Raw genomic sequence first — 26,256 nt, forward strand, 5'->3', positions numbered from 1 at the left:
CGGGCAAGGCATTCAGCAGAGATGAGTTGCTTGACCTTGTGTGGGGAAATGATTTTGTAGGAGATCCTAAGATTGTTGATGTAAATATTAGAAGGATGAGAAAAAAAATAGAGCAAGATCCGTCCAATCCCCAGCATATAGAGACAGTGTGGGGAATAGGATATAGATGGAAAAAATGATTGCGGGAGTTACTATGAAGAGTATAAAGATTCGCTTGGTAACAAATTTTATGCTTGTAATATTGATAAGTATTTTGATACTTGAGGTTTTATTGATTAATTTTGTTAAACATTATTACTATACTAACACAGAGGAAATACTAACTAACCAGATAAGAATATCATCAGAGTTCTATTCTAGATATTTTGCCAACACACCATTAAAATACAATGTTTTGGACAATATCGACATTTTTTGGAAACAAACCCCTGCTCAGGTGCAAATAATTGATGAACGAGGTAAGGTGCTCATGGATTCAATAGGGGTGCCTGCAGAGCAGCCTATAGAGACTATAGATTTTAAAAAAGCGATAAAAGGAGAAAAAGGCAGTTGGGTTGGAAGAGTCGACTATGATGATTCCGATGTTATGGCGGTGGCTTATCCTTTAAAATCAGAGGATAGAGTGGTGGGAGCTATAAGGTTTATCACTTCATTAAAGGAAGTGAATAATGGAATAAAAGCTATTTCTACAGTGTTTGTGGTAATAGGTGTGATCGTAGTTATAATATCAGGTATAGTCAGTATATTTTTAGCTACCAGTATAACTGTTCCAATAAATAGTGTTACAGCTGTAGCTGAAAAAATGGCATCAGGAAATTTTAAAATACGAAGTGAAAAGAAAAACAATGATGAGATAGGAAAATTGTCTGATACTTTAAATTATATGGCAGAGGAAATATTAAAGAAGGAGCAGTTGAAAAACGAGTTTATATCATCGGTATCCCATGAGCTCAGGACTCCTCTCACTGCTATAAAAGGCTGGGCTGTAACATTGGAAAGCAGTGATATGGATGATAAGCAAATAATAAAAGATGGGTTAAGGATAATAGACAAGGAATGCGATCGGTTGACTGTTATGGTAGAACAGCTTCTAGATTTTTCCAGGCTGGTATCAAGCAAGACCACTTTAAACAAGGAAGAGACACAGATAGAAGATCTGATATTTTATATAGAAAAATATCTAAACCCTAGAGCTGAAAGGGAAAAAAAGTTTTTATCGGTTAGATGTCAGGAAAATCTACCTGTGTTGACTTTGGATGGGGATAGAATAAAACAGGTTTTGATAAACGTGTTAGACAATGCATTCAAGTTTACTGAGGAGAATGGACAGATACTTATCGAGGTGAAGGAAGTAGATCATGGAGTAGAGGTATGTATAAAAGATAATGGCTGTGGCATCAGCCCACAAGACTTGCCCCGGGTAAAAGAGAAATTTTATAAGGGTAAAGGCAGTAAATCGCAAAACGGGATAGGTTTATCTATATGTGATGAGATAGTCAATATGCATGGAGGTATTTTAGAGATAGAGAGCGAATTGGGGAAGGGGACAAGTGTATGTATAAGACTAGGACAAACTATATAATAGGAGATTTTTATAGATGAAAAAAATTTGTGCTGTTTTTATATTGCTTTTATTTGTGATATTTATCCAAGGATGTGTGGATGTAGGATTTGAGACCAGCGAAAAGATTGTAGCACCTCAGAATATGTCGGTTCCCTTGAAGGGTACATGGAATATAAAGGATTATATGATTATTGGAGATACCGGATATGATGAATCGGAACTTAAGGGCTGGATTTCAAAGAATGTTTATTTTGATCAAGAAAAAGTCATATTTGATGAGGAATATTATGAAAATCCAAATTATAAATTAAGAAATATAAAAGCAGGGGAATATTTTTTGTATGCTCATAAGCTGGATTGTAGACAAATAGGGGTTGAAGATGTAAATGTTCAGGTTATTTCAGTTACCTCAAATGATATATTTGTTAACGAGTTTGTCAAGATAAGCGATGATTTGATAATTACCTGTGTTGATAATATTTTATTATTTTTAAAAAGGCCTTCCGATGACCATTCAGAATTGGCAGAGGAAAATACAAATCATTTAATTGAGCAAGAAGAGAATGAGAGAATTGAGCAACAAAAAGGGGACACCTTGTCTTCTTGTGTTTTATTGGGATTAAAGTCTATAGATAAATCTCATGGTGATGTTGAACAGGCAAACTACAGAACATTATGGATAGCATCTAAGGATATGATAGTTCAGCCTATTCTTGAGATTTCTGATCTATTTGTTCCTAGGGATAAAGGTTTTTGGCAAGTAGGGTCTAACATTAAAAAAAGCGGAAAACAAGTCTATGATCAGCTCTATGCGTATCCTGCTTTTAATGATTCTGCAAAAAGCAAGAATGTTACCCATGATATTGCCCGTAGAAAGATAATGTTTTTAGGCAGTGACTATATTGCAGTCGAAACTAGCAATAAAGGCATCGAAAAGCTGGATAACCTTGAGATGTTACAGGTTATACCTATGGATAATTTGGGCAATGATAATGGAGTTAAAATATCCGATGTTGTAGGAGACAGACGGGGATATGATGCCATGCTGGCTTCAGCCAGCACATGTTTAGCGTTACAAAGCAAGGATGTAATACAGAAACTGGAGCAAACTCCTACAGAAGAAAGCTTTACACTTTCGAGAAGAAATGGACAGTGGATTGTTAGAGGAAGATTGAACGGTAAGGGGCAGACTGATGAAAAGATATTTGTAGATTTTGATATAAATATTATCTCCCCATCTAAAATGGTGAGCTATGATAAGCTGCATATTTCATGGAATACAATAAAGGCTAATATTCCTGATGCAGATGATGCTTTTACATCACCAAATAAAGATATCGCACTTATAATTTCTGACGATGTATTATATGTATATATTTTAAAGGATGGCAATTTATCCAAAGAACCTGCAAAAAAAATAAAACTCAAAGAAAATGAGCAAGTAGTCATGGCAGAGTGGGCCACAGGCAACTATGTAGAAAAATGGGAGAAGAGCTTTAGCAACGGAGTTAGGGTGATAGATGGTGCATATATAGAAGGGGATTTGGAATAATGGTATTGACATTTTAAATGGTTATGAGTGATAATAAATATAATATTATAATATTTATTATCAAATATACGAATGTAAGGGAGGAAAATCTCGATGCCTAAGGAAGTAATGAGACGCAAGGCTTCAGACAATGAATATCTTCACAAGGATTTCCATGCCTCAATGAGTTGCGGCATAGATTATTTGCACCAAAATTATGGTGAAGAAGCTGTAAGGGAATATTTAAGGGAATTTACAAAAGCATTTTATGCACCTCTTACCGAGGATATCAAAAAGAGGGGTTTGATAGCTCTTAAGGAGCATTTTGATAAGATTTATAAAATAGAAGGCGGTAAGGTGGACATCTCATATGATGATGATAAGCTTGTTATAAAAGTATATGAATGTCCTGCTGTTATGCATATGAGAGAAAATAATAGACTGGTGGCTCAATTATTTTATGAAACCACCAGAACAGTGAATGAGGCTTTAGTAGAAGGTACCCCCTATGCAGCTGAGTTTGAAGATTACGATGAACAGACAGGCGGCAATATTCAGAGATTTTATAGGAGGGATACAAAATGATATCTTGTACTGAATTTATTCCTGCTTATAGTGAATTGTTTAAGTATTTAGAGAAAAAAGGCGGGCAAGAAGCAGTGATGGGCTTTTGGGAGTATCTATCAGAGAATTTTTTAGGTAACCTAAAGGACTTGGTAGTAGAGAACGGGATAAGGGGTTGTTGGATGTACTGGACTCATACCTTGAACGAAGAGGCAGCAGATTTTACATTGGAGCTGGATGAAGAAAAAGGAGAATTCAAACTGATAATGCATCAATGTCCATCCAAGGGAAGACTATTAAATTTTGAGCATATTCAACCCTATCACAACTACTGTAAACATTGCGATATACTTTATAGAAGAGTATTAGAGCCTTTAGGTTATGAATATATATATGATATGTCAGAAGTAGACAAGGCAAAATGTTCCCTGACGATCAGAAAAAAATAATTGCATAAAAACACTGCACTATCTATCATATGATGTGCAGTGTTTTTTAATCATATAATAAAAAACAGAGGATAAGAACCTTCAATCGTTGTGATATAATATTCAATAAATGGTACTAAACGACAATCTAAACGATTTAAATATGGGGCATATTGGTATAAACTTGTTTTTAAAAATGAGTGTAAAGGAAGTGGAAAGATGGAAAATACTTTCGTTAAAGACATATACAAGGATGCTTGTCAGTATCTAAACAAGGAAATAAAGATTTCAGGTTGGGTAAGAACTGTTAGAGGAATGAAAAAATTTGGATTCATGGAGATAAATGATGGAACATTTTTCAAAAACATACAGGTAGTTTTTGAACAGAATTTGGACAATTTTAACCAGATATCCAAATTAAATGTAGGGGCTGCAGTGGTAGTAGAAGGCAAACTGGTTGAAACTCCAGGTGCTAAACAGCCCTTTGAGATAAAAGCAGCTTCGGTTCTCATAGAAGGACAATCCACTCCTGAATATCCTCTTCAGAAGAAAAGGCATTCCTTTGAATTCTTAAGGAACATAGCACATTTAAGAGCTAGGACCAATACTTTTTCAGCAGTATTTAGAGTACGTTCTTTAGCTGCATTTGCAGTACATAAGTTTTTTCAGGAACGTGGTTTTATTTATGTGCATACCCCTATCATAACAGGAAGTGATTGTGAAGGTGCAGGAGAGATGTTCAGGTTGACTACGTTTGATTTTAATAACATACCTGTAGATGAAAATAGAAAGATAGATTATTCTAAAGATTTTTTTGGGAAAGAGACAAATTTAACAGTAAGCGGTCAGCTGGAAGCAGAGGCGTATGCCCATGCATTCAGGAATGTATACACTTTTGGACCCACTTTTAGGGCAGAAAACTCAAATACACCTAGACATGCTGCTGAATTCTGGATGATTGAACCGGAAATGGCATTTGCCGATCTTAATGATAATATGAAATTAGCTGAAGACATGATGAAATATATAATCAACTATGTTATGGGGAATGCTACTGAAGAGATGGAGTTTTTCAATAAATTTATAGATAAGGGATTGTTCAAAAGGCTTGAAAACGTAGTAAATTCAAACTTTCAACAAATATCTTATACCAAGGCTATAGAGTTACTTAAAGGATCGGGCAATAAGTTTGAATATCCGGTTGAATGGGGATGCGACCTGCAAACCGAACATGAGAGATATTTGACAGAGCAGGTATTTGGCAAACCTGTATTTGTCACTGATTATCCTAAGGCTATAAAAGCCTTCTATATGAGGGAAAATGATGATGGTAAAACGGTTGCTGCAATGGATTTGTTGGTACCGGAAGTGGGTGAAATAATAGGCGGTAGTCAAAGGGAGGAAAGATTGGATCGTCTAGAAAAAAGGATGCAAGAACTCGATTTAAACAAAGAAGACTATTGGTGGTATTTAGAGCTGAGAAAATATGGTAGTACTAAGCATGCCGGCTATGGACTGGGTTTTGAGAGGGCTATTATGTATATAACTGGAATGTCTAATATAAGGGATGTAATATCATTTCCCAGGACTGTAAAAAGTGCAGAGTTTTAGCTATGATATGAGCGTATTATTAGACACCTTTTTATGCTAATTGAATATTATATAAAGTAGAAAGGAAGGTGTCTAAATGATAAACAAAACAAGCAGAACAGTTATTTCTAAAGATAATCTGCCAAAGGATAGTAAGACTGATAAGATAGAATTTGATGAAGAATCTGTAGACTGCCAATGTATAGGTAGCTGTCCCACCCAGACAGTCGACTGTTGCTGTGAAACCCAAGATATAAACTTTGATGCCTGCCAAGATACGGAGGACTTTACAATTGGTGGGGATAATGGGATAGAGTTAAAATGTCAGGCAAGGTTTTTAAAAATCAGAATAAAGTTTAGGAATGTGTGTAAAGGCAGAAAACTTGCAATAGGAGTTATTGTTTGTGAATTTGAGGGGGGCGTGTTGAGACCCCGAGGATTTAAAGGTGTTGTTGTAAACGTACCTGACGATGGGAAAAAACCAAAATGCTGCAATGTAAGAGTCGATCAGTTCTGTTTTGTACTTCCTGAAGAAGATAGCATATGTTGTCCTAGGACTATTAGAGTAAAAGTGATTGCCCATTATGCAGACTTGGAACCTTCGCAGTTCTGTCCATGTTAATAAATCAGGACCCGATTTAATATGATTCGGGTTCTTTTTTTTGTACCTATAAAACTAATGATTATGATATAATTTATAGTGATTTAATCATGAGGAGGGAAATATGAATAGTGTATTAAAGCTTACAAATGTTTCAAAAGAATTCGAGAGAAAAACAGTAGTGGATAATATATCTTTAGAGGTTGAAAAGGGAGAGATTTTGGGAATATTGGGACCTAATGGTGCAGGCAAAACCACTGCTATAAGATGTATGATGGGAATTATATATCCTGATTCAGGTATTATAGAATATGCAATACCAGGCGGGCGAAACGGGATACCTTATTCTAGTATTGGATATCTTCCGGAAGAGCGGGGTTTATACAAAAACGTGAAAGTGATGGATGTGCTTTTATATTTATCAAACTTAAAGGGGTATCCTCAAGATAAGGCCCGCTCTAGAGCTTTGGATTACTTAGAGGTTTTTGGCCTGAAAGGGTACGATGGGGCTAAGGTACAAGAACTTTCAAAAGGAATGGCTCAAAAGGTGCAATTTATTGCCTCAATACTCCATGAGCCCGAGCTGCTTGTATTAGACGAGCCTTTTTCAGGATTAGATCCTGTAAGTCAGGATTACATAATTAAAGGCATAAGGGGTTTGGCTGAAAGTGGTACTACCATATTATTATCATCTCACCAGATGAACAGAGTAGAACAGCTTTGTGACAGGATATTTCTTATAAACAAAGGGAAAAAAGTGTTGTATGGACCGGTGCAGGAAATAAAAGAACAGTTCGGTCATTTCAAATGTACTGTTATAGGGGACAATGATAAATCTTTATTTGAAGGGTCACACTTGGTTGAAAGTGTTGAGCAAATGGGTAATAATATGACTGTACATATAAAATCAGGTTATACGCCCAATGATTTTTTGAATGAGTTTTCTAGCAAAGTAAAAATAAACGAGCTAAACATAAGCAGGATTTCGTTGCATGAGATTTTTGTGAAGGTAGCTACCGGAGGGGTGAGATAATGAGCGATAGTTTGAAGGTTGCTATATGGGAAATAAAGAGAAACTTGACAAATAAAACATTTATAATATCCATATTATTGACTCCTATATTGATGATAGTATTTGGAGGACTTCCCACTTTTCTAGGTGAATTAGAGTTTAAAAAAACTAATACCATTTATGTTATAGATCAGGTAGGAATATATGATCAAATAGAAAAAGAGATGGATTCTCCAAATATAAAACTGATAAATTATCAAGGAGATGAGGAAGAGTTAAAACAAAAAATAACGGGAAAGCAAAACACAGGTTATTTAGTGCTGGATTCATCAACATTAGAACAGATGCAGATAACTTTATACAATGGTGATGAAGGTGAGCTGAATGTGGAGCAATTAAAAAATGCTCTTAATAATATATTAAAAGAACATCAAATGAGAAAGTTGGGCATGGCTGATCAGGATATAGATAAGGTGATGAGGGATTATAGCTTTAGCATGCAATCATTGGTCAGCAAAGATATGGATACTTATAAGAAGATAATACCTGCGGTATTTTCCATGATAATACTCATCTCTGTTTTTATAACAGGGTCTATGACTATGCAGAGTTCATTACAAGAGAAGAAGGACAGGATGATAGAAGTTTTGATATCATCTATTTCTCCTTACAGTCTCATGAAGGGCAAGATAATAGGATATTTTGTGCTTGGGATTTTGCAGGTGCTGATATGGATGGTGATGGTGATACCTGTAGTGCAGCTGGTATTTAAGATCCCGGTTTTACAGTATATATTTACCAAGGATATGCCCCTCATGTTGTTTTTTGCACTTATGGGTTATCTGATGTATTCTTCCCTTTATGTTGGCATAGGTGCTACTATGGATGATGTTCAGTCTGCCGGGAATTTCCAAGGGATTATAATGATTATACCTATGCTTCCTATAATGTTGGTAGGGGCCATAATGACAAGTCCTAATGGCATAATAGCAAAGGTGGGTTCTTTTTTTCCACTTACCAGTCCGGGGGTCATGCTTTTAAGGATGGCGATTGTATCACACATTCCTCTTTGGGAAATACTTTTAAGTGCATCGCTAATAGTACTTGCAACTATTTTGATTGCACGCATGGCAGGAAAGATATTCAAAACAGGTATGCTCATGTACGGCAAGAGCGCAACTCCATCAGAAATACTAAAATGGTTGAAATATTAAAAATAAACAGGCTAAAGGCCTGTTTATTTTAATAACCAACATTTAAAACTAGCATCAGAGGGCATTTTCCAATTTCCTCTAGGTGAAAGGCTTACAGTGCCTATTTTTGGTCCGTCTGGAACAGCCGAACGCTTAAACTGTTGTGTGAAAAATCTTTTTATAAAAAAGTTCAGCCATTTTCTTATCACATCTGGTGAATATTGATCCTTAAACCCATGGCAAGCGAGAAAGAATACTTTTTCAGGTGCGGAGTTCTGTCTTACCAAATGATAGAGAAAGAAATCGTGAAGTTCATAAGGTCCTATCAGCTCCTCGGTTTTTTGCGATATTTCATCATTTGCTTTGTCGTTGGGCAATAGTTCTGGACTTACCGGCGTATTCAGTATATCCTTAAGTGTTTTGGATATTTGCGGTTGCACCTGGTGTTCACATACATATTCCACTAAATATCTAACCAATGTTTTGGGTACAGAGCAATTCACTGAATACATGGACATATGGTCCCCGTTATAGGTTGCCCAACCTAAAGCTAGTTCTGATAGATCCCCAGTACCTATCAAAAGTGCCTTTTCTTTGTTTGCTATATCCATGAGAATCTGGGTCCTTTCCCTTGCCTGTACATTTTCGTAAGTTGTATCATGGATATCCGGCGAATGACCGATATCCTTGAAGTGCTGTATACAAGATTTTACTATGTTTATCTCTCTGAAATCGGTTTGCAAATTTTTGCAAAGATTTACTGCATTTGCATAGGTCTTATCCGAAGTTCCAAATCCAGGCATTGTCACACATAGTATATTTTTCCTGGTATATTCCAACATATCAAAGGTCTTTATTGCAACTAGCAGTGCAAGAGTTGAGTCCAGTCCTCCGGATATACCCAATATAACTCTTTTCATGCCTGTATGCTCCAACCTTTTTGCAAGTGCAGCTGTCTGAATATTGAATATCTCTTTACAGCGGCTTTCCCTTTGGTCAGCATCGCTAGGAATGAATGGATGTTTGTCTATGTATCTATCAAAATCGACAATCTTTCTGCTTTGGTAGGTAAACTCTATATTTCTATAATCAGAAAGATTTATAGGCTGTTGTAAATCGAAGTTTTTTAAACGAGCATTATTTAGTTTGTCTACATCAATGATTTGGCTTATAATCTGATTTTTACGTTGAAATCTGTCGTTTTGTTCCATCAGGGTGCCCTTTTCTGAAATCATCAAATGACCTCCAAATACCAAATCGGTAGTCGATTCATATACCCCTGCTGAAGAATATACATAGGCACACGTACATCTTGCGCTCTGGGATTTTACCAAGCTTTCTATGTACTCAGCCCTGTTTACTATTTCATTTGATGCCGATAAGTTCCCTATGATATTTGCCCCTCCTGTGCATAGGTGGCTGCTAGGAGGGATGGGGGTGTAAAGGTCTTCGCATATTTCAAAACCAAATTTTAAATTTTCAGCACAGAATATGAGATCTGTTCCAAAAGGGATGTTTTTTTGAAAATATAGATTCAGTATTTTATCTGTGATCTCCCTGCCTTCAACAAACCATCTTTTTTCGTAAAACTCATCATTATTTGGTAGATAGCTTTTAGGCACTACACCTAATATATCTCCATCCTTTATAATTACCGCACAATTGTAGAGTTTATCATTAAATGTGATAGGTGCACCGACGGCTATTAATATATCTGTTTTCTTTGAGTAATGGCATAGTTTTTCCAAACCTTTTACTGTTTGTTCTATAAGATTGCGCTGAAAGAAAAGGTCTGCGCAGGTATATGAAGTAATGCAGAGTTCAGGAAATACTATGAGTTTTGAGTTTTGATGCACAGCTATATCTATACATTCCATTATATTTTTCACATTAAAATCTATATCTGCCACATTTGTAACCGGGCAGCCTGCTGAAACTTTTACAAAACAGCTATCCAATAGCATTCACTCCAATTTCAAAAAAATTTTATATCAATATTATAACATTTACAATTTAATTTAGCTAAACATTTGCAAGTATGACAGCAGCTATGTACGGAACTTATATATATAGAAGAGCGTCCATGAGCAGTTCACTAAACTTCAGCATATAAGTTCCTGTTCGATAGTTTTAAACTTGAACTTTGTAAAGGGTATCATATACACCCGTAAGCGGCTATTATATATCAATTTAAGCTGATAATAGATATTTTATTCATAAATCAAGAACTGGAGAATATTTTTATATAAAATGCTGTTGGAGGGTGAGCTGTGAAATATAATCAGAGTTTTTCTTTGATTGTTATGATAATTATATCGCTAATCTTTATCGCTATTTTGAATGTTTCATATTATTCTGCAGTATCAAACTTATCTTTTCCCATATCAGACAAAGTTATAATAATTGACCCTGGACATGGAGGGGTTGATCCAGGAGCGGTAGGCAAAGCCGGGATGAATGAATCTGAAATAAATTTAAAGATTTCAATCAAATTAAAAGATTATTTTCAAGAAAGTGGTGCAGCGGTGGTGATGACTAGAGAGACTGCCAAAGGATTGTACGATGAGGAAGGAACATTGAGGCACAAAAAGAACGAGGACTTGAAGCGGAGAAGGGAGATCGCTCAAAATGCAGGAGGAGATATATTTATAAGTATACACTTAAACAGTTTTCCTCAATCACAATACTACGGTGCCCAGACATTTTATTTAAAAAACGATGAACATAGTAAAAAGCTTGCCATGAGTATACAGGATGAATTGATAAAGGTATTGAACCGAGGGAACAAGCGTGAGATAAAGGAATCGGATTCTTATTATATACTTAAAGGGCATCAGATTCCTGCAGTTTTAGTAGAATGTGGCTTTTTAAGCAACCCGGAGGAGGAAAGGTTGCTTAATACCGATAAATATCAGCAAGAGGTTGCTTGGGCAATATATGTAGGAGTGATAAAATATATTGTAGAGCAATCAGGCTAACAGAAAATTCTCATTATATGACATTTGTGATAAAATATTGGTAAAGAACAAATGATAATGATAAACAAATAATTGGAGGTATAAAAATGGGAAGAATATTGTCTGCTTATTTATCTCCTCATCCTCCTATCATGGTTCATGAGATTGGAAGGGGACGGGAACAAGAGATAAATCAAACTATCCAAGCTATGCACAGCCTTTCAAAGGACATAAAACTGAAAGATCCCGACACAATAGTTATTATTACACCCCACGGACCAGTTTTTAAAGATGCTATAGGTATTTCAGTACAGAGAATATTAAAAGGGGATTTAAGAAGTTTCGGTGCACCGCAAGTTGCATTGAGTTATCAAAATGACCTTGAGCTAGTTGAGCGAATACAAGAAGAAGCAGAAAACTGCGATATACCTTGTGTTTCACTAAATAAGACATTAGCTGCTCAATATAATATAAGCCCCGATTTAGACCATGGTGCTATAGTGCCCCTCTATTTTGTAGACAAAGAATTTAGCGATCATAAACTTGTCCACATTTCTATAGGCATACTCTCCCATGAGGAACTGTATTCTTTTGGAAAGGCCATTCAACAAGCTATTGAAAAGTTAAAGAGAGATGTGGTCATACTTACAAGCGGTGATCTATCACATCGCTTGATTTCAGGTGCTCCTGCAGGGTATCATCCTGACGGAGAGGTATTTGATAAAAAGTTGATTAAAATGCTGAAAAAGGGAGATGTAGAGGCGATATTGGATATGGATGGGCAATTGATAAAAAATGCAGGGGAATGTGGTTTGATACCTATAATCATGATGTTGGGGGTGATGGATGGCTATCAGTTTAAACCTGAAATGCTGTCTTATCAAGGACCTTTTGGTGTGGGATACTGTGTAGCAACTTTTAATGTAATCAAAAAGAGCGGTGAAAGAAATTTTCTTAAAAAAATGCTGGATAAAAAATATGAAGATAATGAAGGGATAAACGGAAAAGGGAAACAATATGTAAGGCTTGCACGTCTTGCAGTGGAGACCTATGTTAAAAGCGGAAAGACTACCAAAGTACCGGATGATGTGGATTCTGAACTGATAAGCAAAAAAGCGGGAGTTTTTGTCACTATAAAAAAAGATGGGCAACTTAGAGGATGTATAGGCACTATTCAAGCTACTCGTAAAAACGTTGCTGAGGAAATAATAAACAATGCTATAAGCTCTGCTACTAAAGACTATAGATTTCAACCTATTCAGGAACATGAACTAAAACAATTGGAATATTCAGTGGATGTTCTCATGGAGCCAGAAGCCATAGATTCAATAGACCAGCTTGATGTTAAAAAATATGGAGTAATAGTCAGGAGCGGTTTTAGAACAGGATTATTACTTCCCAATCTGGAGGGGGTGGACACTCCACAGCAGCAGGTGGAAATAGCCTTGGGCAAAGCAGGTATAAGTAAGGATGAAGATTATGGATTGGAAAGATTCCGAGTAATAAGGTACCAAGAGTAAGGGTGATATAAATGAAGAAAGCTATGTTTTGGCGCAAAAAGGGAGACAGCTTACTATGCACGTTATGCCCGCATAGATGCCTAATAGGGGAAGGACGAACAGGAATATGTAGACAGCGAAAGAATATAGGTGGGAAGCTGTATTCTTTAAATTATGGCAATATCAGTGGGATGTCAATGGATGCTATAGAAAAGAAGCCCCTGTATCATTTTTTGCCGGGGAGCAGCATTTTATCTGTAGGTACTGTAGGATGCAATCTGAATTGTGAATTTTGTCAAAACTGGAGGATTGCCCATGGGAAAAATGCGGAAACCCACACAATTTCTCCTCATAAATTAGTTGAGATAGCTCAAAGAAACGGCTCGGTAGGTATAGCTTATACCTATAATGAGCCTTCCATATGGTATGAATTTGTATACGAAACATCTCAAATAGCAAAAAGTGAAGGGCTTGTCAATGTATTGGTGACAAATGGTTTCATATCAAAACAGCCTTTAAAAAGTTTGCTCCCTTACATAGACGCAATGAATATTGATGTTAAGTCATTTACCGATACATATTACAATAAATACTGCAAGGCAGAACTTAAACCTGTGCTTGAAACTGTAGAGATCTCAGCATTGAGTACCCATATAGAGATAACTACCTTGATAGTCGACGGGCTAAATGATCAATATAATGAAATAGACAGCCTTACTTCATGGTTAGCATCGATAAATAAAAGCATACCTTTTCATCTTTCAAGATATTTTCCTAACTATAAGATGGAAAGAGAGGCTACCCCAGTGGATACATTGGTGAAGCTTAAACAAAAGGCGCAGGAGAGATTGGATCATGTTTATTTGGGAAATATTTGGGGACATGATAACAATACTTATTGCCCTGGATGTAACAACTTATTGATAGATAGAAATTATCAAGGAAGAGTAAAGTATATAGATAATGGAAAATGTGAAGGATGCGGGACTGCTATTTACGGAATATTTTAGTTTAAAATAGCCGATTAAGGCTATTTTTAAAATTATGATAATTTTTTACTGGTACTTTGATTTGTGCTATAGTAATATAATAAATAGAACGGTTATTTAGCGATTAAATATTAGAATAAAGTGTAGTAAAATACAGTTTGTTATTGAAATTGAGGTGTGTGTATGTGGGCTGATATATTGGAACAAATAATTTTCCTAGTCACACATTTAAGGATTAGGGATATAATTGATGTAGCGATAGTTGCTTTTGTGTTCTATAAATTGTTCATGCTTATAAAAGCTACAAGGGCTGAACAAGTTCTCAAAGGATTAGCTGTGTTGCTGGTGGTTACCAAAGTGAGCGAATGGTTGGATTTATACACTATTAACTATTTATTAAGGAATGCAATGACTGTAGGGGTAATAGCTATACTTATAGTATTTCAGCCTGAACTGAGGAGGGGCCTTGAACAATTAGGTAGAGGCAAATTTTTTGATAAGAACTTTTTTAAACTTGAAAAGAAGCATTCTTTTATTGTAATAAAAGAGATTGTCAAAGCAGTAGAGACCCTTTCGCAGAATAAGATAGGTGCACTCATTGTTATAGAGAGAAAAACAGGACTTAGCGATATAATACAGACAGGTGTAAAAATTCAAGCTGTAGTTTCAAAAGAACTTTTATGTAATATATTCGTGCCTAATACACCTCTTCATGATGGGGCAGTATTGATAAGGGAGGACGAGATTGTTGCAGCAGGTTGTTTTTTGCCGCTTACCGAAAATCCTAACCTCAGCAAACAATTGGGAACAAGGCATAGAGCCGCATTGGGGATTTCTGAAAACTCTGATGGCATAGCTATAATAGTATCAGAAGAAACCGGAATTATTTCATTAGCTTCTGATGGAAAGTTGACCAGGTATCTGGATTCTAAAAGCCTTGAAGATATATTAACTGAAGTATACAGGGAAAAGGAAACTACAAATCCTATATCCACTTTAAAATGGAGGATAAAGAATGAATGATATATTTAAAGAAAATATAACTGTAAAGATCATATCGCTCTTGATTGCAATTATCTTATGGGCTTATGTGGTGAGTGACCAGAACCCTAAAATAATACATCAAATAAAAGATGTTCCGGTAACTTTAAAAAACGTTGAAATGTTGGAAGAATACGGACTTGTGATAGAAGGTGACCAAGAATATAAAGTGAATATAAGGGTAAAGGGAAGAAGAAACGATATTTATGCTTTAAAATCCACCGACATAGAAGCTTTTGCAGATTTAGCCGGACATACAAAGAAGGGCGTTAACGTAATACCTGTTCAAGTAGTAGGTGCACTGGATAAATTTGAAGATGTAACCTTAGATCCTTTAAATATCAATGTATATTTGGATGAGATAATAAAGAAACAGATTCCTGTCGAGGTCAAGTACAAGGGTAAACTTCAGGATGGGTATGTGAAAGGTGTACCTAAAATAAGACCTAGTGAAATAATCGTAACAGGACCTAGCAAGAGCATAACAAAAATTGAGTCAGCAGTTGTAGAACTAGATTTAAAAGGTGTGTCAGAGAATATTGAAACTGCGTTGCCGATAAAACTATATGACAAGCAAGAAAAGGAGATATTGGACGATGTCAATATCGCTCCTTCCAAGACAGTAGATGTTAAGTTGCCTGTTATTCCTACCAAGGAAGTCAAGGTGGAAGCTGATTTTCAAGGTAGTTTGAAAGATGGCTATGAAATAGATAAAGTTGTGGTTCAGCCTAGCACTGTAAGAATTGCTGGGAACGGGCAAGTATTAGACGGAATCGATTTTATCAAAGCCCTGCCGATAAACTTGGAAGGTAGATCAGATGATTTTAGTGTAACAGTAAAACCTGTAGTACCTGATAATGTCTTTCTTGTAGATGAGGAAGAAACTGTGACTATAACTGTTTCAGTCAAAGAAAAAGAAATAGAAAGAGATTTTGAAATTGATAGAATAGAATATAGGAACTTGGGAGATAATCTGGAAATAGTTCAAGGTGGGCAAGTCAAAATAAAAGTTATTGTTTTGGGAAAACAAAGTGAAGTGGACTCCATAATGCCAGATGATATAAAGTTGTTTGTTGATTTAGGAGGCCTTGAAGCAGGCGTTCATCGAAACTTAAAAGTCAATATTGATGCTATACCTAGAGTTCAGATTTTAAATATAAATCCGGAGGCAATAAATATAGAGTTGGCTGAAGAAACAGAATAAGATTGTCTTAAACTACAAGGGGCGCCATTTGAGCGCCCTAAAACATATATCTATAATAATAAAATTAGTGTTAATCATATCAATATTTTATACATATAATATTTAAGAAGTATATTTTAGGAGCGCTTGCGAATGAATTATATTGATATGTTTAACAAAGTATTAATAAGTGTTTTGATTTCCTTAATACCATTCTTTATGGTCTTCATTATAATATATGTATGCATATTTCAGATTAAAAGGCTAATTTGTCAAGCAAGGACAAAAAGTGAAAATAAGGAAAGAGGATTATAAATAATACAAATTGCAATTTATTATCTTATTGTGATAATATAACTTTATGTTTAAATTTACATATGAATATCGAATATTAAAATAAAATATTTTGGATTCGATATTTGGGAAGAAAGGATGAAAACTATGGGAAGGATGTTTGGAACAGATGGAGTAAGAGGAATAGCTAACACTGAACTGAACTGCGAATTAGCATATAAATTAGGCAGAGCGGGGGCCTATGTATTGACTCAGAACAGACATAAACCTAGAATATTGATCGGTAAAGATACCAGGTTATCTGGGGATATGTTAGAAGCAGCACTGGTGGCAGGTATATGCTCGGTAGGAGCAGAAGCTCTTTGTGTAGGGGTTATACCTACTCCTGCTATAGCTTTTTTAACTAGATACTATGATATGGATGCAGGAGTAGTGATTTCTGCTTCCCATAATCCCTTTGAATATAATGGTATAAAATTTTTCAATAGAGAAGGATATAAGCTGTCAGATGAATTGGAAGACCAAATAGAGGATATAATCGACAATAAATTAGACGAGCTTCCTAATCCTACCGGTATTGGTGTAGGAAGGAGTGTCAAGCTGGAAAATGCTTCAGTGGATTATGTGGATTTTGTTAGGAAAACTGTAAATACTGATCTTGAAAGCATGAAGATTGCGCTTGACTGCGCAAATGGAGCTTCATATATGGTTGCACCTCAAGTGTTCTCACAATTGGGAGCTGAGATATTTCCCATATATAACGAGCCTGATGGTACAAACATCAATTTACGATGTGGTTCAACGCATACAAATATGCTTCAGGATTATGTGCTTGAGACCGGCGTGGACTTAGGTCTGGCTTTTGACGGAGATGCTGACAGGGTTATAGCTGTAGATGAAAAAGGGAATATAGTGGACGGAGATAAGATAATGGCGATATGTGGTCTTTATTTAAAAGAGAAAGGGAAGCTAGATAAAGATACTGTTGTTACAACTGTGATGAGCAATATGGGTCTTGATATAGCTTTAAAGGATAACGGGTGCAATTGTGTAAAAACAAATGTTGGGGACAGATATGTTATAGAGGAGATGAAGAAAAGCGGGTTCTGCTTCGGTGGAGAACAGTCAGGACATATAATATTCCTTGAACACAACACAACAGGGGATGGAATTGTTACAGGCCTTCAGTTGGCCTCAATAGTAAAGGAAAAGGGAGAGAAGCTTTCAGAATTGGCTTCTGTTATGAACACCTTACCACAAGAATTGATAAACGCAAAGGTTTCTAATGGCAGAAAATATGATTACGATAAATACGATGAAATAGTCAACGCTATAAAAGAGATAGAGGGAAAATTTGAAGGCAAGGGAAGAGTGCTGATAAGGCCTTCGGGAACTGAACCCCTTGTGAGGGTTATGATAGAAGGTCAAAATAAGAATGAAATAAAAAAAGAAGCTCAAAGGCTGGTATCCTTGATAGAGAGGGTATTGAATTAGTTATGTGATTTGTAGAAAAAGGTTATGCAAATGAAATTAAAGGGATAGAGGAAGTAGAAAATAGGACCAACTTATATGTCAATTATAATTAATATTGACGTGATGCTGGCTAAAAGGAAAATGAGCGTCACAGGACTTTCGGAGAAGTGACACGGATACTCGGGAATAAAACAGATGTAACCAGTATTTCTAACCGAATTTAAAGTAAGATTATTAGTAAATGAAAAATTAAAATCATCTTTAGAATATATAGGAAAATAAAGGAGGAAATTCATGAAAATACTGGAGGCGTTTAAAAATATTGTGACAGGCCTTTTAAGGAGCCTTAAGAGATTTCCCGTAACAATTTTGTTTTCAATATCAGTTTGTATAATGCTTATAACAATTTCAGAGATAGAACCCATATACGATGAAAACCTTAGAGATATTCTGATCAGGACTACTATGATTTTTGCCCTTGGAATTCCTCTATCATTGTGTATAAAGCTTTTTCTTGAGAGAAAACATGCAAAAAAACTGCCGGAACTTGTTAAATACTACGGAGGTGGAGCGTTAATACTTATACTGTATTACTCTTTCCTGCTAAATGAGCTGAATATGGTTTCAATCACCAGATATGCTGCAGTAACTTTGGCGCTATACTTAGGATTTTTGTATATACCTTACCTTCCTAAAAAGAAAAGGTTTGAGATGTATATTATCAAGATATGTACCAGTTTTTTTACCACTGTAATTTATTCTGTAGTGTTGTTTCTAGGGTTAACGGCTATACTATTTACAGTAGATAACCTCCTTGGGATACATATAGAAGAAAAGGCTTATTACTATACCTGGCTTTTAGTTGTATGTATATTTGCTCCATCGTATTTTCTGACAGGGGTGCCGGATAAGGATGAAAGATTTACAAAGGAGAGCTATTCAAAACTTTTGAGGATTTTGATTCTGTATATTGTCATGCCCCTATTGAGTGTTTATACGTGCATACTATATATATACTTTATTAAGATAATAGTAACCCGGCAGTGGCCAGTAGGGATGGTCTCGCACCTGGTACTCTGGTATTCTGTTATTGTAGCGGCAGTTCTCTTTTTCATAGCTCCCATAAGGGATACGAACAAGTGGGCTGACAGGTTTTCAAAGTGGTTTCCTAAAATAATAATCCCTGTTTTAATAATGATGTTCATTTCAATGGGAATAAGGATAAATGCCTACGGAGTCACTGAAAACAGGTATTATGTTATAGTTTTAGGTCTTTGGGTCTTCGGCATAATGGTTTATCTGTCATTAGTTAAGAATCCTAAAAATATCGTCCTACCAGTAGTTCTCTCGGCCATTGCCATTGTATCCGTGTTTGGACCTTTAAGCAGCTATTCCATATCTAAGATGAGCCAGAACAACAGGCTGGGAAAAATACTTATTAGAAATAATATGGTGATGAATGGAGGAGTGCAGGCCGCCCCTGATAATATCTCTTCCGAGGATAAAGATGAAGTGAGCAGGATACTGGATTACTTCTCCCGAAACCATACATTAGATGATGTACGGTGTCTGCCGGAAGGGTTTAAGATTGAAGATATGGAAAAAGTGTTCGGATTTTCATACGAAAGCCCCAGTTATGGCACATCGGGAGACTACTTTTATTTTAGCAGGGATAACACAGGGAAAGCCATAGAAGTAGATGGATATGACTACATGCTTGACATCGAGGACTTATATAATACAAGTGAAATCCCAGAGGGAGAAATAGGAGCGGTATACGATCATCAGTCTTGTATTATTAAGGTGAGCATAGGAGGAAATATAGTGTATGAGAAGGACTTAAAACCTTTTGTAAAGAAACTTGGGGAAAAATACAAAGGTACCGCTAGAGAAAATGCCATCCCAGCAGAAGAGATGATGCTAGTTGACGAAAATGAAGAACTCAAGGTGAAGTTCATATTTACACATATTTCAGGAGAAAACTTAGCGGGAAATGCCAGGATAAACAGCCTCGACTTCTATATGCTGGTCAAGGTTAAATAGGTTAGTACAAAATAATTGTGGACAAAAGAAAGTGATCACAGTAAAAATATATAAAATAAAGGTACGGAATCAATACGCCAGTCTTATACTTTAGGTTTAACTGGTGTTTTGTTTTTCTTTGTAGGACATATTTTATCGGATTTTATATGGTATTCAGCAATTTCTGTAGCAATCTCCAAGGGGAAAAAATTGATAAGCGATACTGTGTATCGCTGGATTATTCTATTATTAGGCATATTTATTATAGGCTTTTCAATTTACTTTATAAGAAGCGATTGGAAGATGATTCAGACGAAATTATAACATGATAAGTCCTGTATTAACATATAATACAAAGGTAATTTCTTTAATAAAATGATAGAAGGTGATAAAAATGAGGAGAACTCTTAATAATATTATACTTTCTGTGTTTGTATTTACCTTAATTCTCTGCTTTCCCCGTACTGTGAAGGCGGGAGATGATTTAATCATTCCTGAATGGGTAGTTAATGCACATGTTGTTGAAACCGGAGACCTGAAGATAGTAGAAGATATTACCTTTGAATTCAATGATGATTTCAATGGGGTATTCAGGGAGATCGTATTGGACAAAACTTCGGGCGTGTCCGATATCCGTGTGGAAGAAGTGCTAACCGATTCTTCAAAAGAATATGTTCAGGTGGAGGATGCAAAAAAGGGAGACTCAGGTGTATTTGTGATAAAAGAAGATACTGATAAAATATCGATTCAGGTATTTTCTCCTTCCAAAGACCAGCAAAAGACCTTTAGGATAGGCTATATAGTAAAAAATGTAGCCATAAAATATAATGATATAGGAGAATTATACTATAAATTTTTAGGAGATGAAAATCAAACATCGATAGGAAGTTTTACAGTAAATATTAAGCTGCCTCAAATTGATGCAAGCAATGAGGTAAAGATATTTGCCCACGGGCCATTAAATGGTGAAATCCACATGCAAAACGATGCTACTTATATTTTGCATGTGGATGATGTGCCTCCAGATACTTTTATCGAAGGACGGGTACTCTTTCCAAAGGAATGTATCCCATTATCCAACAATATTCGGAACGTAGATAATTATTCTAATATATTGGAGGAAGAAGATGCTTATCAAAAAAAATTGATAGAGGACAGAGAAAGGAAGCAAGCTATTGGAGAGATATTAGAACAAATTTCTATTGTGGGTGCAGGGGTTGGACTCGTATTATTTGTTCTATTTCTCGTTCTGTTCCGAAGGCAGAAAGATATTTATCACAGCATGGAATACATTGGTATCCCGGAGGACTGCACCCCTGCTGTAGCCTGCTATTTAACAGGCAACATTATTAGCACTAATACTATATTTGCAACCATCCTAGACCTGTTCAGGAAAGGGTATATGAAGATAAGCAAAGGAGAATATAAAAAAGGGCAAGACACTGACGATCAAGAATACATTATTACCCGGGTAAAAGAACAGGATGATTCCCTATTAAATCATGAAAAACACTTTATTAACTGGTTGATCGATGAGATGGGAAACGGGCAATCTGTCAGTACTAATGATATAGAACAATTCGGGAAACACAACAGCACAAAATTTATTGATCTCTATGCTCAATGGAAAGGCAAGATAAGAGAAGATGCCGTTCAAAAAGGATATTATGATAAGAGCAAAACAAAATTCGGAGTATTTTTCCTAATACTTTCCCTTGTATTATTCATACTAAGTATATTTACACTGGTTTACAGCAGTTTGTTTGGTATAGGCAGTTTAATTATCTCTATACTGCTGTTTATTTACAGCATGACTTTATTCTGTAGACGTTCAGATTATGGATATTGGCAATACAAGAAGTGGGTGCATTTTAAGAAAGATATGTTAAAACACGACAAACATCTATCTATAGAGGGTTTTATCGAGAATTCTGTAGACGTATCCTTGATCTATGCATTAGGTCTAGGTGTAGAGACAAAAGTAGATGACTTTAATTTTGATAAAAAAAATCAATATAATCAAGCCTATTCGAATAATAGTTGGATATTTTGGTATCTTCTATATGTGAATAATAAAGATAATGCATTTGAAAGGAGCATGAACAATTCATTTGAAGATATAGCAGGCGGTTCATATTCGGGAGGCGGCTTTTCCGGTGGCGGAGGTGGAGGCGCCGGTGGGGGTGGAGCAGGAGGTTTTTAATTTTTAGTAGTTTCAAAATATGATTTTATGTATGACCTTTTTGTCACAACAGTTTGAAATGCACTGGGTTTATGAGGGCACATTTTGTTTTTATTTTCTGCAATATTATATGAAATTTGATTTAATGTAGTATAAGAAAAAATATTATTAAGATCTAAATAGGAAAAGGAACTTATGCATGAATCTATCATTTAAATATGAATTTCGTGCAAAAGTTCCTTGTTTTTCTATATAAAGCATCGATCTACATCACATATAGATTAGAAAATATATTAAAAAAATAGGAGGAAATATTGATGGGTTTGTTTGGAGAAATGAATAGATAGTCTGAATAGAAATTTTTAAAAAATTGATATTATAATTTTCTCAATTTTTCTACAGGTTCGTTGAAAGAATATGGTAATTACTATATAATTGATATTGAATTTTATATATCGATTTTGATAATTATTATTTAAAAATAGTCGATATAGAAGGAGAGCACTGCCATGGCTGAAGAAGCTATTTATAAATTTATAAACCGTATGTCAATTAAATATCCGGGACTACCATATTCTTTTCAGGATCCATACACTGCAGGTCGAAGTGATGTGCTTTATGTGTTGTGGGAAGACAAGTTGTCAATCTCCCTCAAAGAAAAGCTGGCCATGGAATTGATGGAACATATATTAATTTGTATAGAAAAAAATAATGCAACAAAAGAGCTGGCCCAAATACTCTATAAAAAACCGATTTTTTTATATTTGGAAGCACTTAGCAAGCGTATAGATCTTTATCTTGCTGAAGAGTTGGTGGATGAAAAACAACTGTACTCTTTTGGGATAAAACTAGCCACACAAAGCAAACTAACAGAGCAAGTAAAGCTTGGAATGATTATCCTTGGTTTTTTTGAGAATGACTTTGTAAGGCAAATATTAAAGACACTTGGGTTTCATAGTGCTTTCACACTTTATGCTTTAGAAGCATCCAAAAATTTCGTGCGTCAGAATCAATTTGTGTATGAACTAGCCCAGAACACATGCGGTTACGGTAAATTGGTTTCTCTTTATATCCTTGAGCCTGTTCGTGCAAATCAGAGGAAATGGATGTTTGAACAAGGGGCAATAAATCAGATAGCCCCCAACTTATCGGCTATTATGTGTATTGAAAAACCGGACATGGCGGCATTTTATCGGAGTTTATCGCTCACAGAAGAAACTTTTTATAATCTATCATATCTATTGGCCTATGCATCAGAAGACATAAATATAAAAGAATTCAGTCAGAGCTTGATGATGGTGGAAAAATATATCAAGGTTGCTGACAAATATGCTAAGTCATTTATTGACTTAGCAGCAATTGTGATGATTAAAAAGAGCATGGTACCTCATTGGGAACAGCAGGATGTGGATATAAAAAAGGAAAATGGTTGGTCCAGCAACAAAGAAAATTTAATAAGAAATGCTTGTGATGATATAATCAAACAGCCCAAGTGGGAAAATGTAGTATTATGTGAATTAAGTATGCCTAAAGAGCATACCAGCCTTATTATTTCAGTGTTGGAAATATTAGAAATAGTACCCCATTTCAAAGAATTTGCTCCGTTGTTGCAGAGAGATTTATTTGACATGGATATATTAAAATACGTATTAATCGAATATCCAGAATATTATCTGACAGATATTTTTGATTACCTTCAGCATGTATTGCCTGAAGAGGTGTTACGTGAAGATCCCCAAGAAATATTGGAAGATAATATAACCCCGGAAAACAAACCGGATATTTGGCTTGTTTATTTGCTTAAAGCCATGAGGAGAGGAAAGTTTAATAAAGAGGGCTTTTTTATCCGTTGTTTAACCTGTCGTTTCCCTGATGTGCGAATTGAGGCGATACAGGCTTTACGTGTGTTCAAACTGCAATGGAGTGAAAATGTACTTCCAGCATTGGAACATGCCTATAGAATAGAGCCGGTTAAAAATATTAGAAAGCGATTATTGCGCTTGATGGGAAGGAAAAATTATGGTCAGAAAAAAGAGCAGCGCTATGTAGATGTTTCAGAGATAAAAGTAACACCATCCCCTTTTGATATATGTTTGATCAGTACAAATATTGCTGGGACCTTTTTTCGGGACCTTATGGTAGTGGAAGGACAGTTAGAGGTCGGAGATATACTTTATCTCATGCGTGAGCCGGAAAACAAATATGATGAAAAAGCTATACTTGTAACCACCGAGGACGGCTATGTATTGGGGTATGTGCCAAGAACAGATAACACAATGCTGTCTTCCATGATGGATGCAGGAGAAAAACTATACGGAGTTTTGGCCAGCGATAATTTAGATAAAGGAAAACCGGACATTCAAATTATGCTAAGTAAAACCCCGAAACAAAAAGGTAAGGTTATCAGATTTCCTTATTAGATAATATAAAAATTATAAAAAGCACCATATTTGATATGGATCGCCCCCTGTCAATTATACAGTGAAAATAATTAAATATTCTTTATGGCATCAAACTGATATGCTCCCCTTGTGGTAGATAGTAGAAAAGATAAAAACTGTTTGTTACAAGGAGGAGCATATTTTTATACGCTTTGGCTTGGGGATATTCTATTATTTATGATTATTTTGATTGACGGTTAAAATAAATCATGGTACTATATGACTAATAAGTCACATGACCTAAAGGTCATAAAGGAGGTATGAATTTGCCCAAGGATACTTTTCTAAATTTACCTGAAGAAAAGCGAGAGAGGATAGAAAATGCGGCAATAAAAGAATTTAGCGAATATAGTTTTGATGCATCCAGTATAAATAGGATTGTAGAAAACAGTGAAATATCAAAGGGAAGTTTTTATCAATATTTTCAAGACAAGAAGGACTTATATAAGCATATTATCGGGATCATTGCAGATAAAAAGCTAAAATATATGTCTCCTATATTGGCCAATCCATTTGAACAAGATATCTTTACATTGATTCGAGAGATGTATGTATCCGGGTTGAATTTTGCCAAGGAAAATCCACAGCTTTTAGAAATTGGCAATAAGCTGATAGCAGATCCGTCTAACCCTATCTATGATGAAATAATGAGAGACAATAGAAAAAAGTCTGATGAGGTATTTAAACAGCTTTTAAAAAAGGCAGTAGATAGAGGGGAGATCAGACAACATCTGGATTTAAATATGGTTGCATATTTGTTGACAATCTTGAATATTTCAGTAGTTGATTATTATTTAAAACAAAGAGATATCAGAGAGTATAGCCAAGATATGATGGAGATAGTAGAGAAATTTATAGATATTATACAGCACGGCATAGCCAATGAGGGGGGAAAGAAATGATAAGGGTGGAAAATCTATATTATTCTTATTCAAAGGATGACATATATGCGGTGAAGGATGTTAGTTTTGAAGTGGATAAAGGCGAGATTTTCGGTTTTTTAGGACCGTCTGGTGCTGGAAAGTCTACTACTCAGGGCATATTGACTGGGTTATTGCCCATGCAGAAAGGCATAGCTGAAGTAGTAGGGTATGACATGAAGGATCCATCCAGAGATATGTTCAATAAGATAGGAGTGTCCTTTGAACAGTCAAATGTGTATGGAAAGCTGACTGCTTTGGAAAATTTGGATTTTTACAGGAGATTGTTCGATGTAAAAACTATGGATCCTAATAAGTTATTGGAGATGGTGGGATTATCTCATGTAGCTGATAAGAAAGCCTCAACTTTTTCCAAAGGAATGAAACATAGACTCACTTTTGTAAGGAGTATGTTGAATAATCCGGAACTTTGGTTTTTGGATGAACCTACTACCGGATTAGACCCGGCTATTGCAAATCAGATCAAAGCTATAATAAAGCAAAAGAATCAACAGGGCACGACTATATTTTTGACCACCCACAATATGTTTATAGCAGAAGAACTATGCGATAGAGTAGGATTTATTATTGATGGACATCTGAAATTGATAGATTCCCCTAGGAATTTAAAGCTTCAATACGGGAAAAAATTTGTAGATGTAGAATATAGGCAAGGAAATACAATTAAAAAGCAAACTATTTCTTTGGTAGATGAACAGGACAAGGCAAGGCTGAATGATATTATAAACAACTATGAGATAGAGCTTATGCA

The 26,256-nt window shown here is 35.5% G+C and carries 22 protein-coding genes and 1 pseudogene; 22 read left to right on the top strand and 1 reads right to left on the bottom strand.

Annotated elements, in window-relative coordinates:
- The 9 genes from PHP06_06470 to PHP06_06510 form a co-directional block, all read left to right on the top strand.
- The coding region (locus tag PHP06_06470) for a helix-turn-helix domain-containing protein (GenBank protein ID MDD3840202.1) at window positions 1-179 on the top strand (179 nt) is incomplete at its 5' end.
- A complete protein-coding gene (locus PHP06_06475; GenBank protein ID MDD3840203.1) occupies window positions 167-1,582 on the top strand; it encodes a HAMP domain-containing sensor histidine kinase in 1,416 nt (471 codons plus the stop codon). The genes PHP06_06470 and PHP06_06475, both read left to right, overlap by 13 nt.
- A gap of 16 nt (window positions 1,583-1,598) precedes the next feature.
- Window positions 1,599-3,116 (top strand): hypothetical protein, encoded by a 1,518-nt coding sequence (locus tag PHP06_06480; protein ID MDD3840204.1) that lies wholly within the window; start codon window positions 1,599-1,601, stop codon window positions 3,114-3,116.
- 93 nt (window positions 3,117-3,209) lie between these two features.
- Window positions 3,210-3,680 carry a hypothetical protein gene (locus PHP06_06485; GenBank protein ID MDD3840205.1) on the top strand — a complete coding sequence of 157 codons (471 nt, stop codon included), beginning with the start codon at window positions 3,210-3,212 and terminating at the stop codon, window positions 3,678-3,680.
- Complete coding sequence (locus PHP06_06490) at window positions 3,677-4,108, top strand: hypothetical protein (protein MDD3840206.1); 432 nt, start codon at window positions 3,677-3,679, stop codon at window positions 4,106-4,108. The genes PHP06_06485 and PHP06_06490 overlap by 4 nt, the downstream gene beginning before the upstream one ends.
- Window positions 4,109-4,306: 198 nt before the next feature.
- The gene (gene asnS / locus PHP06_06495; GenBank protein ID MDD3840207.1) at window positions 4,307-5,698 is read left to right on the top strand and encodes an asparagine--tRNA ligase; all 1,392 of its coding nucleotides are present in this window, start codon (window positions 4,307-4,309) and stop codon (window positions 5,696-5,698) included.
- Window positions 5,699-5,774: 76 nt separating this feature from the next.
- Window positions 5,775-6,299, top strand: a complete 525-nt coding sequence (locus PHP06_06500) for a hypothetical protein (GenBank protein ID MDD3840208.1) — start codon at window positions 5,775-5,777, stop codon at window positions 6,297-6,299.
- Between the two features lie 103 nt (window positions 6,300-6,402).
- Complete coding sequence (locus tag PHP06_06505; GenBank protein ID MDD3840209.1) at window positions 6,403-7,311, top strand: ATP-binding cassette domain-containing protein; 909 nt, start codon at window positions 6,403-6,405, stop codon at window positions 7,309-7,311.
- Window positions 7,311-8,504: an ABC transporter permease gene (locus tag PHP06_06510; protein MDD3840210.1), complete on the top strand. Its 1,194-nt coding sequence runs from the start codon at window positions 7,311-7,313 to the stop codon at window positions 8,502-8,504. The genes PHP06_06505 and PHP06_06510 overlap by 1 nt, the downstream gene beginning before the upstream one ends.
- A 23-nt stretch (window positions 8,505-8,527) precedes the next feature.
- Here the strand turns inward: PHP06_06510 and PHP06_06515 are convergent, their stop codons facing one another.
- Window positions 8,528-10,447, bottom strand: a complete 1,920-nt coding sequence (locus tag PHP06_06515) for an NAD(+) synthase (protein ID MDD3840211.1) — start codon at window positions 10,445-10,447, stop codon at window positions 8,528-8,530.
- 306 nt (window positions 10,448-10,753) lie between these two features.
- Here PHP06_06515 and cwlD point away from each other — a divergent pair, with 306 nt between their 5' ends.
- The 13 genes and pseudogenes from cwlD to PHP06_06580 all read left to right on the top strand — a co-directional run.
- On the top strand, window positions 10,754-11,461 hold the full coding sequence (gene cwlD / locus PHP06_06520; GenBank protein MDD3840212.1) for an N-acetylmuramoyl-L-alanine amidase CwlD: 708 nt from the start codon (window positions 10,754-10,756) through the stop codon (window positions 11,459-11,461).
- An 86-nt stretch (window positions 11,462-11,547) separates the two neighbouring features.
- Window positions 11,548-12,960, top strand: a complete 1,413-nt coding sequence (gene amrA, locus PHP06_06525; protein MDD3840213.1) for an AmmeMemoRadiSam system protein A — start codon at window positions 11,548-11,550, stop codon at window positions 12,958-12,960.
- A gap of 11 nt (window positions 12,961-12,971) precedes the next feature.
- Window positions 12,972-13,949 carry an AmmeMemoRadiSam system radical SAM enzyme gene (gene amrS, locus PHP06_06530; protein ID MDD3840214.1) on the top strand — a complete coding sequence of 326 codons (978 nt, stop codon included), beginning with the start codon at window positions 12,972-12,974 and terminating at the stop codon, window positions 13,947-13,949.
- 174 nt (window positions 13,950-14,123) lie between these two features.
- Window positions 14,124-14,951 (top strand): diadenylate cyclase CdaA, encoded by an 828-nt coding sequence (cdaA, locus tag PHP06_06535; protein ID MDD3840215.1) that lies wholly within the window; start codon window positions 14,124-14,126, stop codon window positions 14,949-14,951.
- Entirely contained in the window at window positions 14,944-16,173 is a 1,230-nt protein-coding gene (locus PHP06_06540; protein MDD3840216.1) for a CdaR family protein, read from the top strand. The genes cdaA and PHP06_06540 overlap by 8 nt, the downstream gene beginning before the upstream one ends.
- A 420-nt stretch (window positions 16,174-16,593) precedes the next feature.
- Window positions 16,594-17,940 (top strand): phosphoglucosamine mutase, encoded by a 1,347-nt coding sequence (glmM, locus tag PHP06_06545; protein MDD3840217.1) that lies wholly within the window; start codon window positions 16,594-16,596, stop codon window positions 17,938-17,940.
- A 75-nt stretch (window positions 17,941-18,015) separates the two neighbouring features.
- Window positions 18,016-18,087 (top strand): annotated as a pseudogene (locus PHP06_06550) (transcriptional regulator).
- Between the two features lie 126 nt (window positions 18,088-18,213).
- On the top strand, window positions 18,214-19,962 hold the full coding sequence (locus PHP06_06555) for a DUF4153 domain-containing protein (GenBank protein MDD3840218.1): 1,749 nt from the start codon (window positions 18,214-18,216) through the stop codon (window positions 19,960-19,962).
- Window positions 19,963-20,034: 72 nt separating this feature from the next.
- Window positions 20,035-20,265 (top strand): LysE family transporter, encoded by a 231-nt coding sequence (locus tag PHP06_06560; protein MDD3840219.1) that lies wholly within the window; start codon window positions 20,035-20,037, stop codon window positions 20,263-20,265.
- Window positions 20,266-20,335: 70 nt separating this feature from the next.
- On the top strand, window positions 20,336-22,144 hold the full coding sequence (locus PHP06_06565; protein ID MDD3840220.1) for a DUF2207 domain-containing protein: 1,809 nt from the start codon (window positions 20,336-20,338) through the stop codon (window positions 22,142-22,144).
- Window positions 22,145-22,632: 488 nt separating this feature from the next.
- Entirely contained in the window at window positions 22,633-24,543 is a 1,911-nt protein-coding gene (locus PHP06_06570) for an HIRAN domain-containing protein (GenBank protein MDD3840221.1), read from the top strand.
- 281 nt (window positions 24,544-24,824) lie between these two features.
- Window positions 24,825-25,466 (top strand): TetR/AcrR family transcriptional regulator, encoded by a 642-nt coding sequence (locus PHP06_06575; GenBank protein ID MDD3840222.1) that lies wholly within the window; start codon window positions 24,825-24,827, stop codon window positions 25,464-25,466.
- The coding region (locus PHP06_06580) for an ABC transporter ATP-binding protein (GenBank protein ID MDD3840223.1) at window positions 25,463-26,256 on the top strand (794 nt) is incomplete at its 3' end. The genes PHP06_06575 and PHP06_06580, both read left to right, overlap by 4 nt.

The organism is Clostridia bacterium (genome assembly GCA_028698525.1).
GTDB lineage: Bacteria > Bacillota > Clostridia > JAQVDB01 > JAQVDB01 > JAQVDB01.

Coding starts and splice junctions, on each gene's coding strand:
- PHP06_06475 (MDD3840203.1), top strand. CDS start 167: ATGGAAAAAATGATTGCGGGAGTTACTATGAAGAGTATAAAGATTCGC.
- PHP06_06480 (MDD3840204.1), top strand. CDS start 1,599: ATGAAAAAAATTTGTGCTGTTTTTATATTGCTTTTATTTGTGATATTT.
- PHP06_06485 (MDD3840205.1), top strand. CDS start 3,210: ATGCCTAAGGAAGTAATGAGACGCAAGGCTTCAGACAATGAATATCTT.
- PHP06_06490 (MDD3840206.1), top strand. CDS start 3,677: ATGATATCTTGTACTGAATTTATTCCTGCTTATAGTGAATTGTTTAAG.
- asnS (MDD3840207.1), top strand. CDS start 4,307: ATGGAAAATACTTTCGTTAAAGACATATACAAGGATGCTTGTCAGTAT.
- PHP06_06500 (MDD3840208.1), top strand. CDS start 5,775: ATGATAAACAAAACAAGCAGAACAGTTATTTCTAAAGATAATCTGCCA.
- PHP06_06505 (MDD3840209.1), top strand. CDS start 6,403: ATGAATAGTGTATTAAAGCTTACAAATGTTTCAAAAGAATTCGAGAGA.
- PHP06_06510 (MDD3840210.1), top strand. CDS start 7,311: ATGAGCGATAGTTTGAAGGTTGCTATATGGGAAATAAAGAGAAACTTG.
- PHP06_06515 (MDD3840211.1), bottom strand. CDS start 10,447: ATGCTATTGGATAGCTGTTTTGTAAAAGTTTCAGCAGGCTGCCCGGTT.
- amrA (MDD3840213.1), top strand. CDS start 11,548: ATGGGAAGAATATTGTCTGCTTATTTATCTCCTCATCCTCCTATCATG.
- amrS (MDD3840214.1), top strand. CDS start 12,972: ATGAAGAAAGCTATGTTTTGGCGCAAAAAGGGAGACAGCTTACTATGC.
- PHP06_06540 (MDD3840216.1), top strand. CDS start 14,944: ATGAATGATATATTTAAAGAAAATATAACTGTAAAGATCATATCGCTC.
- glmM (MDD3840217.1), top strand. CDS start 16,594: ATGGGAAGGATGTTTGGAACAGATGGAGTAAGAGGAATAGCTAACACT.
- PHP06_06555 (MDD3840218.1), top strand. CDS start 18,214: ATGAAAATACTGGAGGCGTTTAAAAATATTGTGACAGGCCTTTTAAGG.
- PHP06_06565 (MDD3840220.1), top strand. CDS start 20,336: ATGAGGAGAACTCTTAATAATATTATACTTTCTGTGTTTGTATTTACC.
- PHP06_06570 (MDD3840221.1), top strand. CDS start 22,633: ATGGCTGAAGAAGCTATTTATAAATTTATAAACCGTATGTCAATTAAA.
- PHP06_06575 (MDD3840222.1), top strand. CDS start 24,825: ATGAATTTGCCCAAGGATACTTTTCTAAATTTACCTGAAGAAAAGCGA.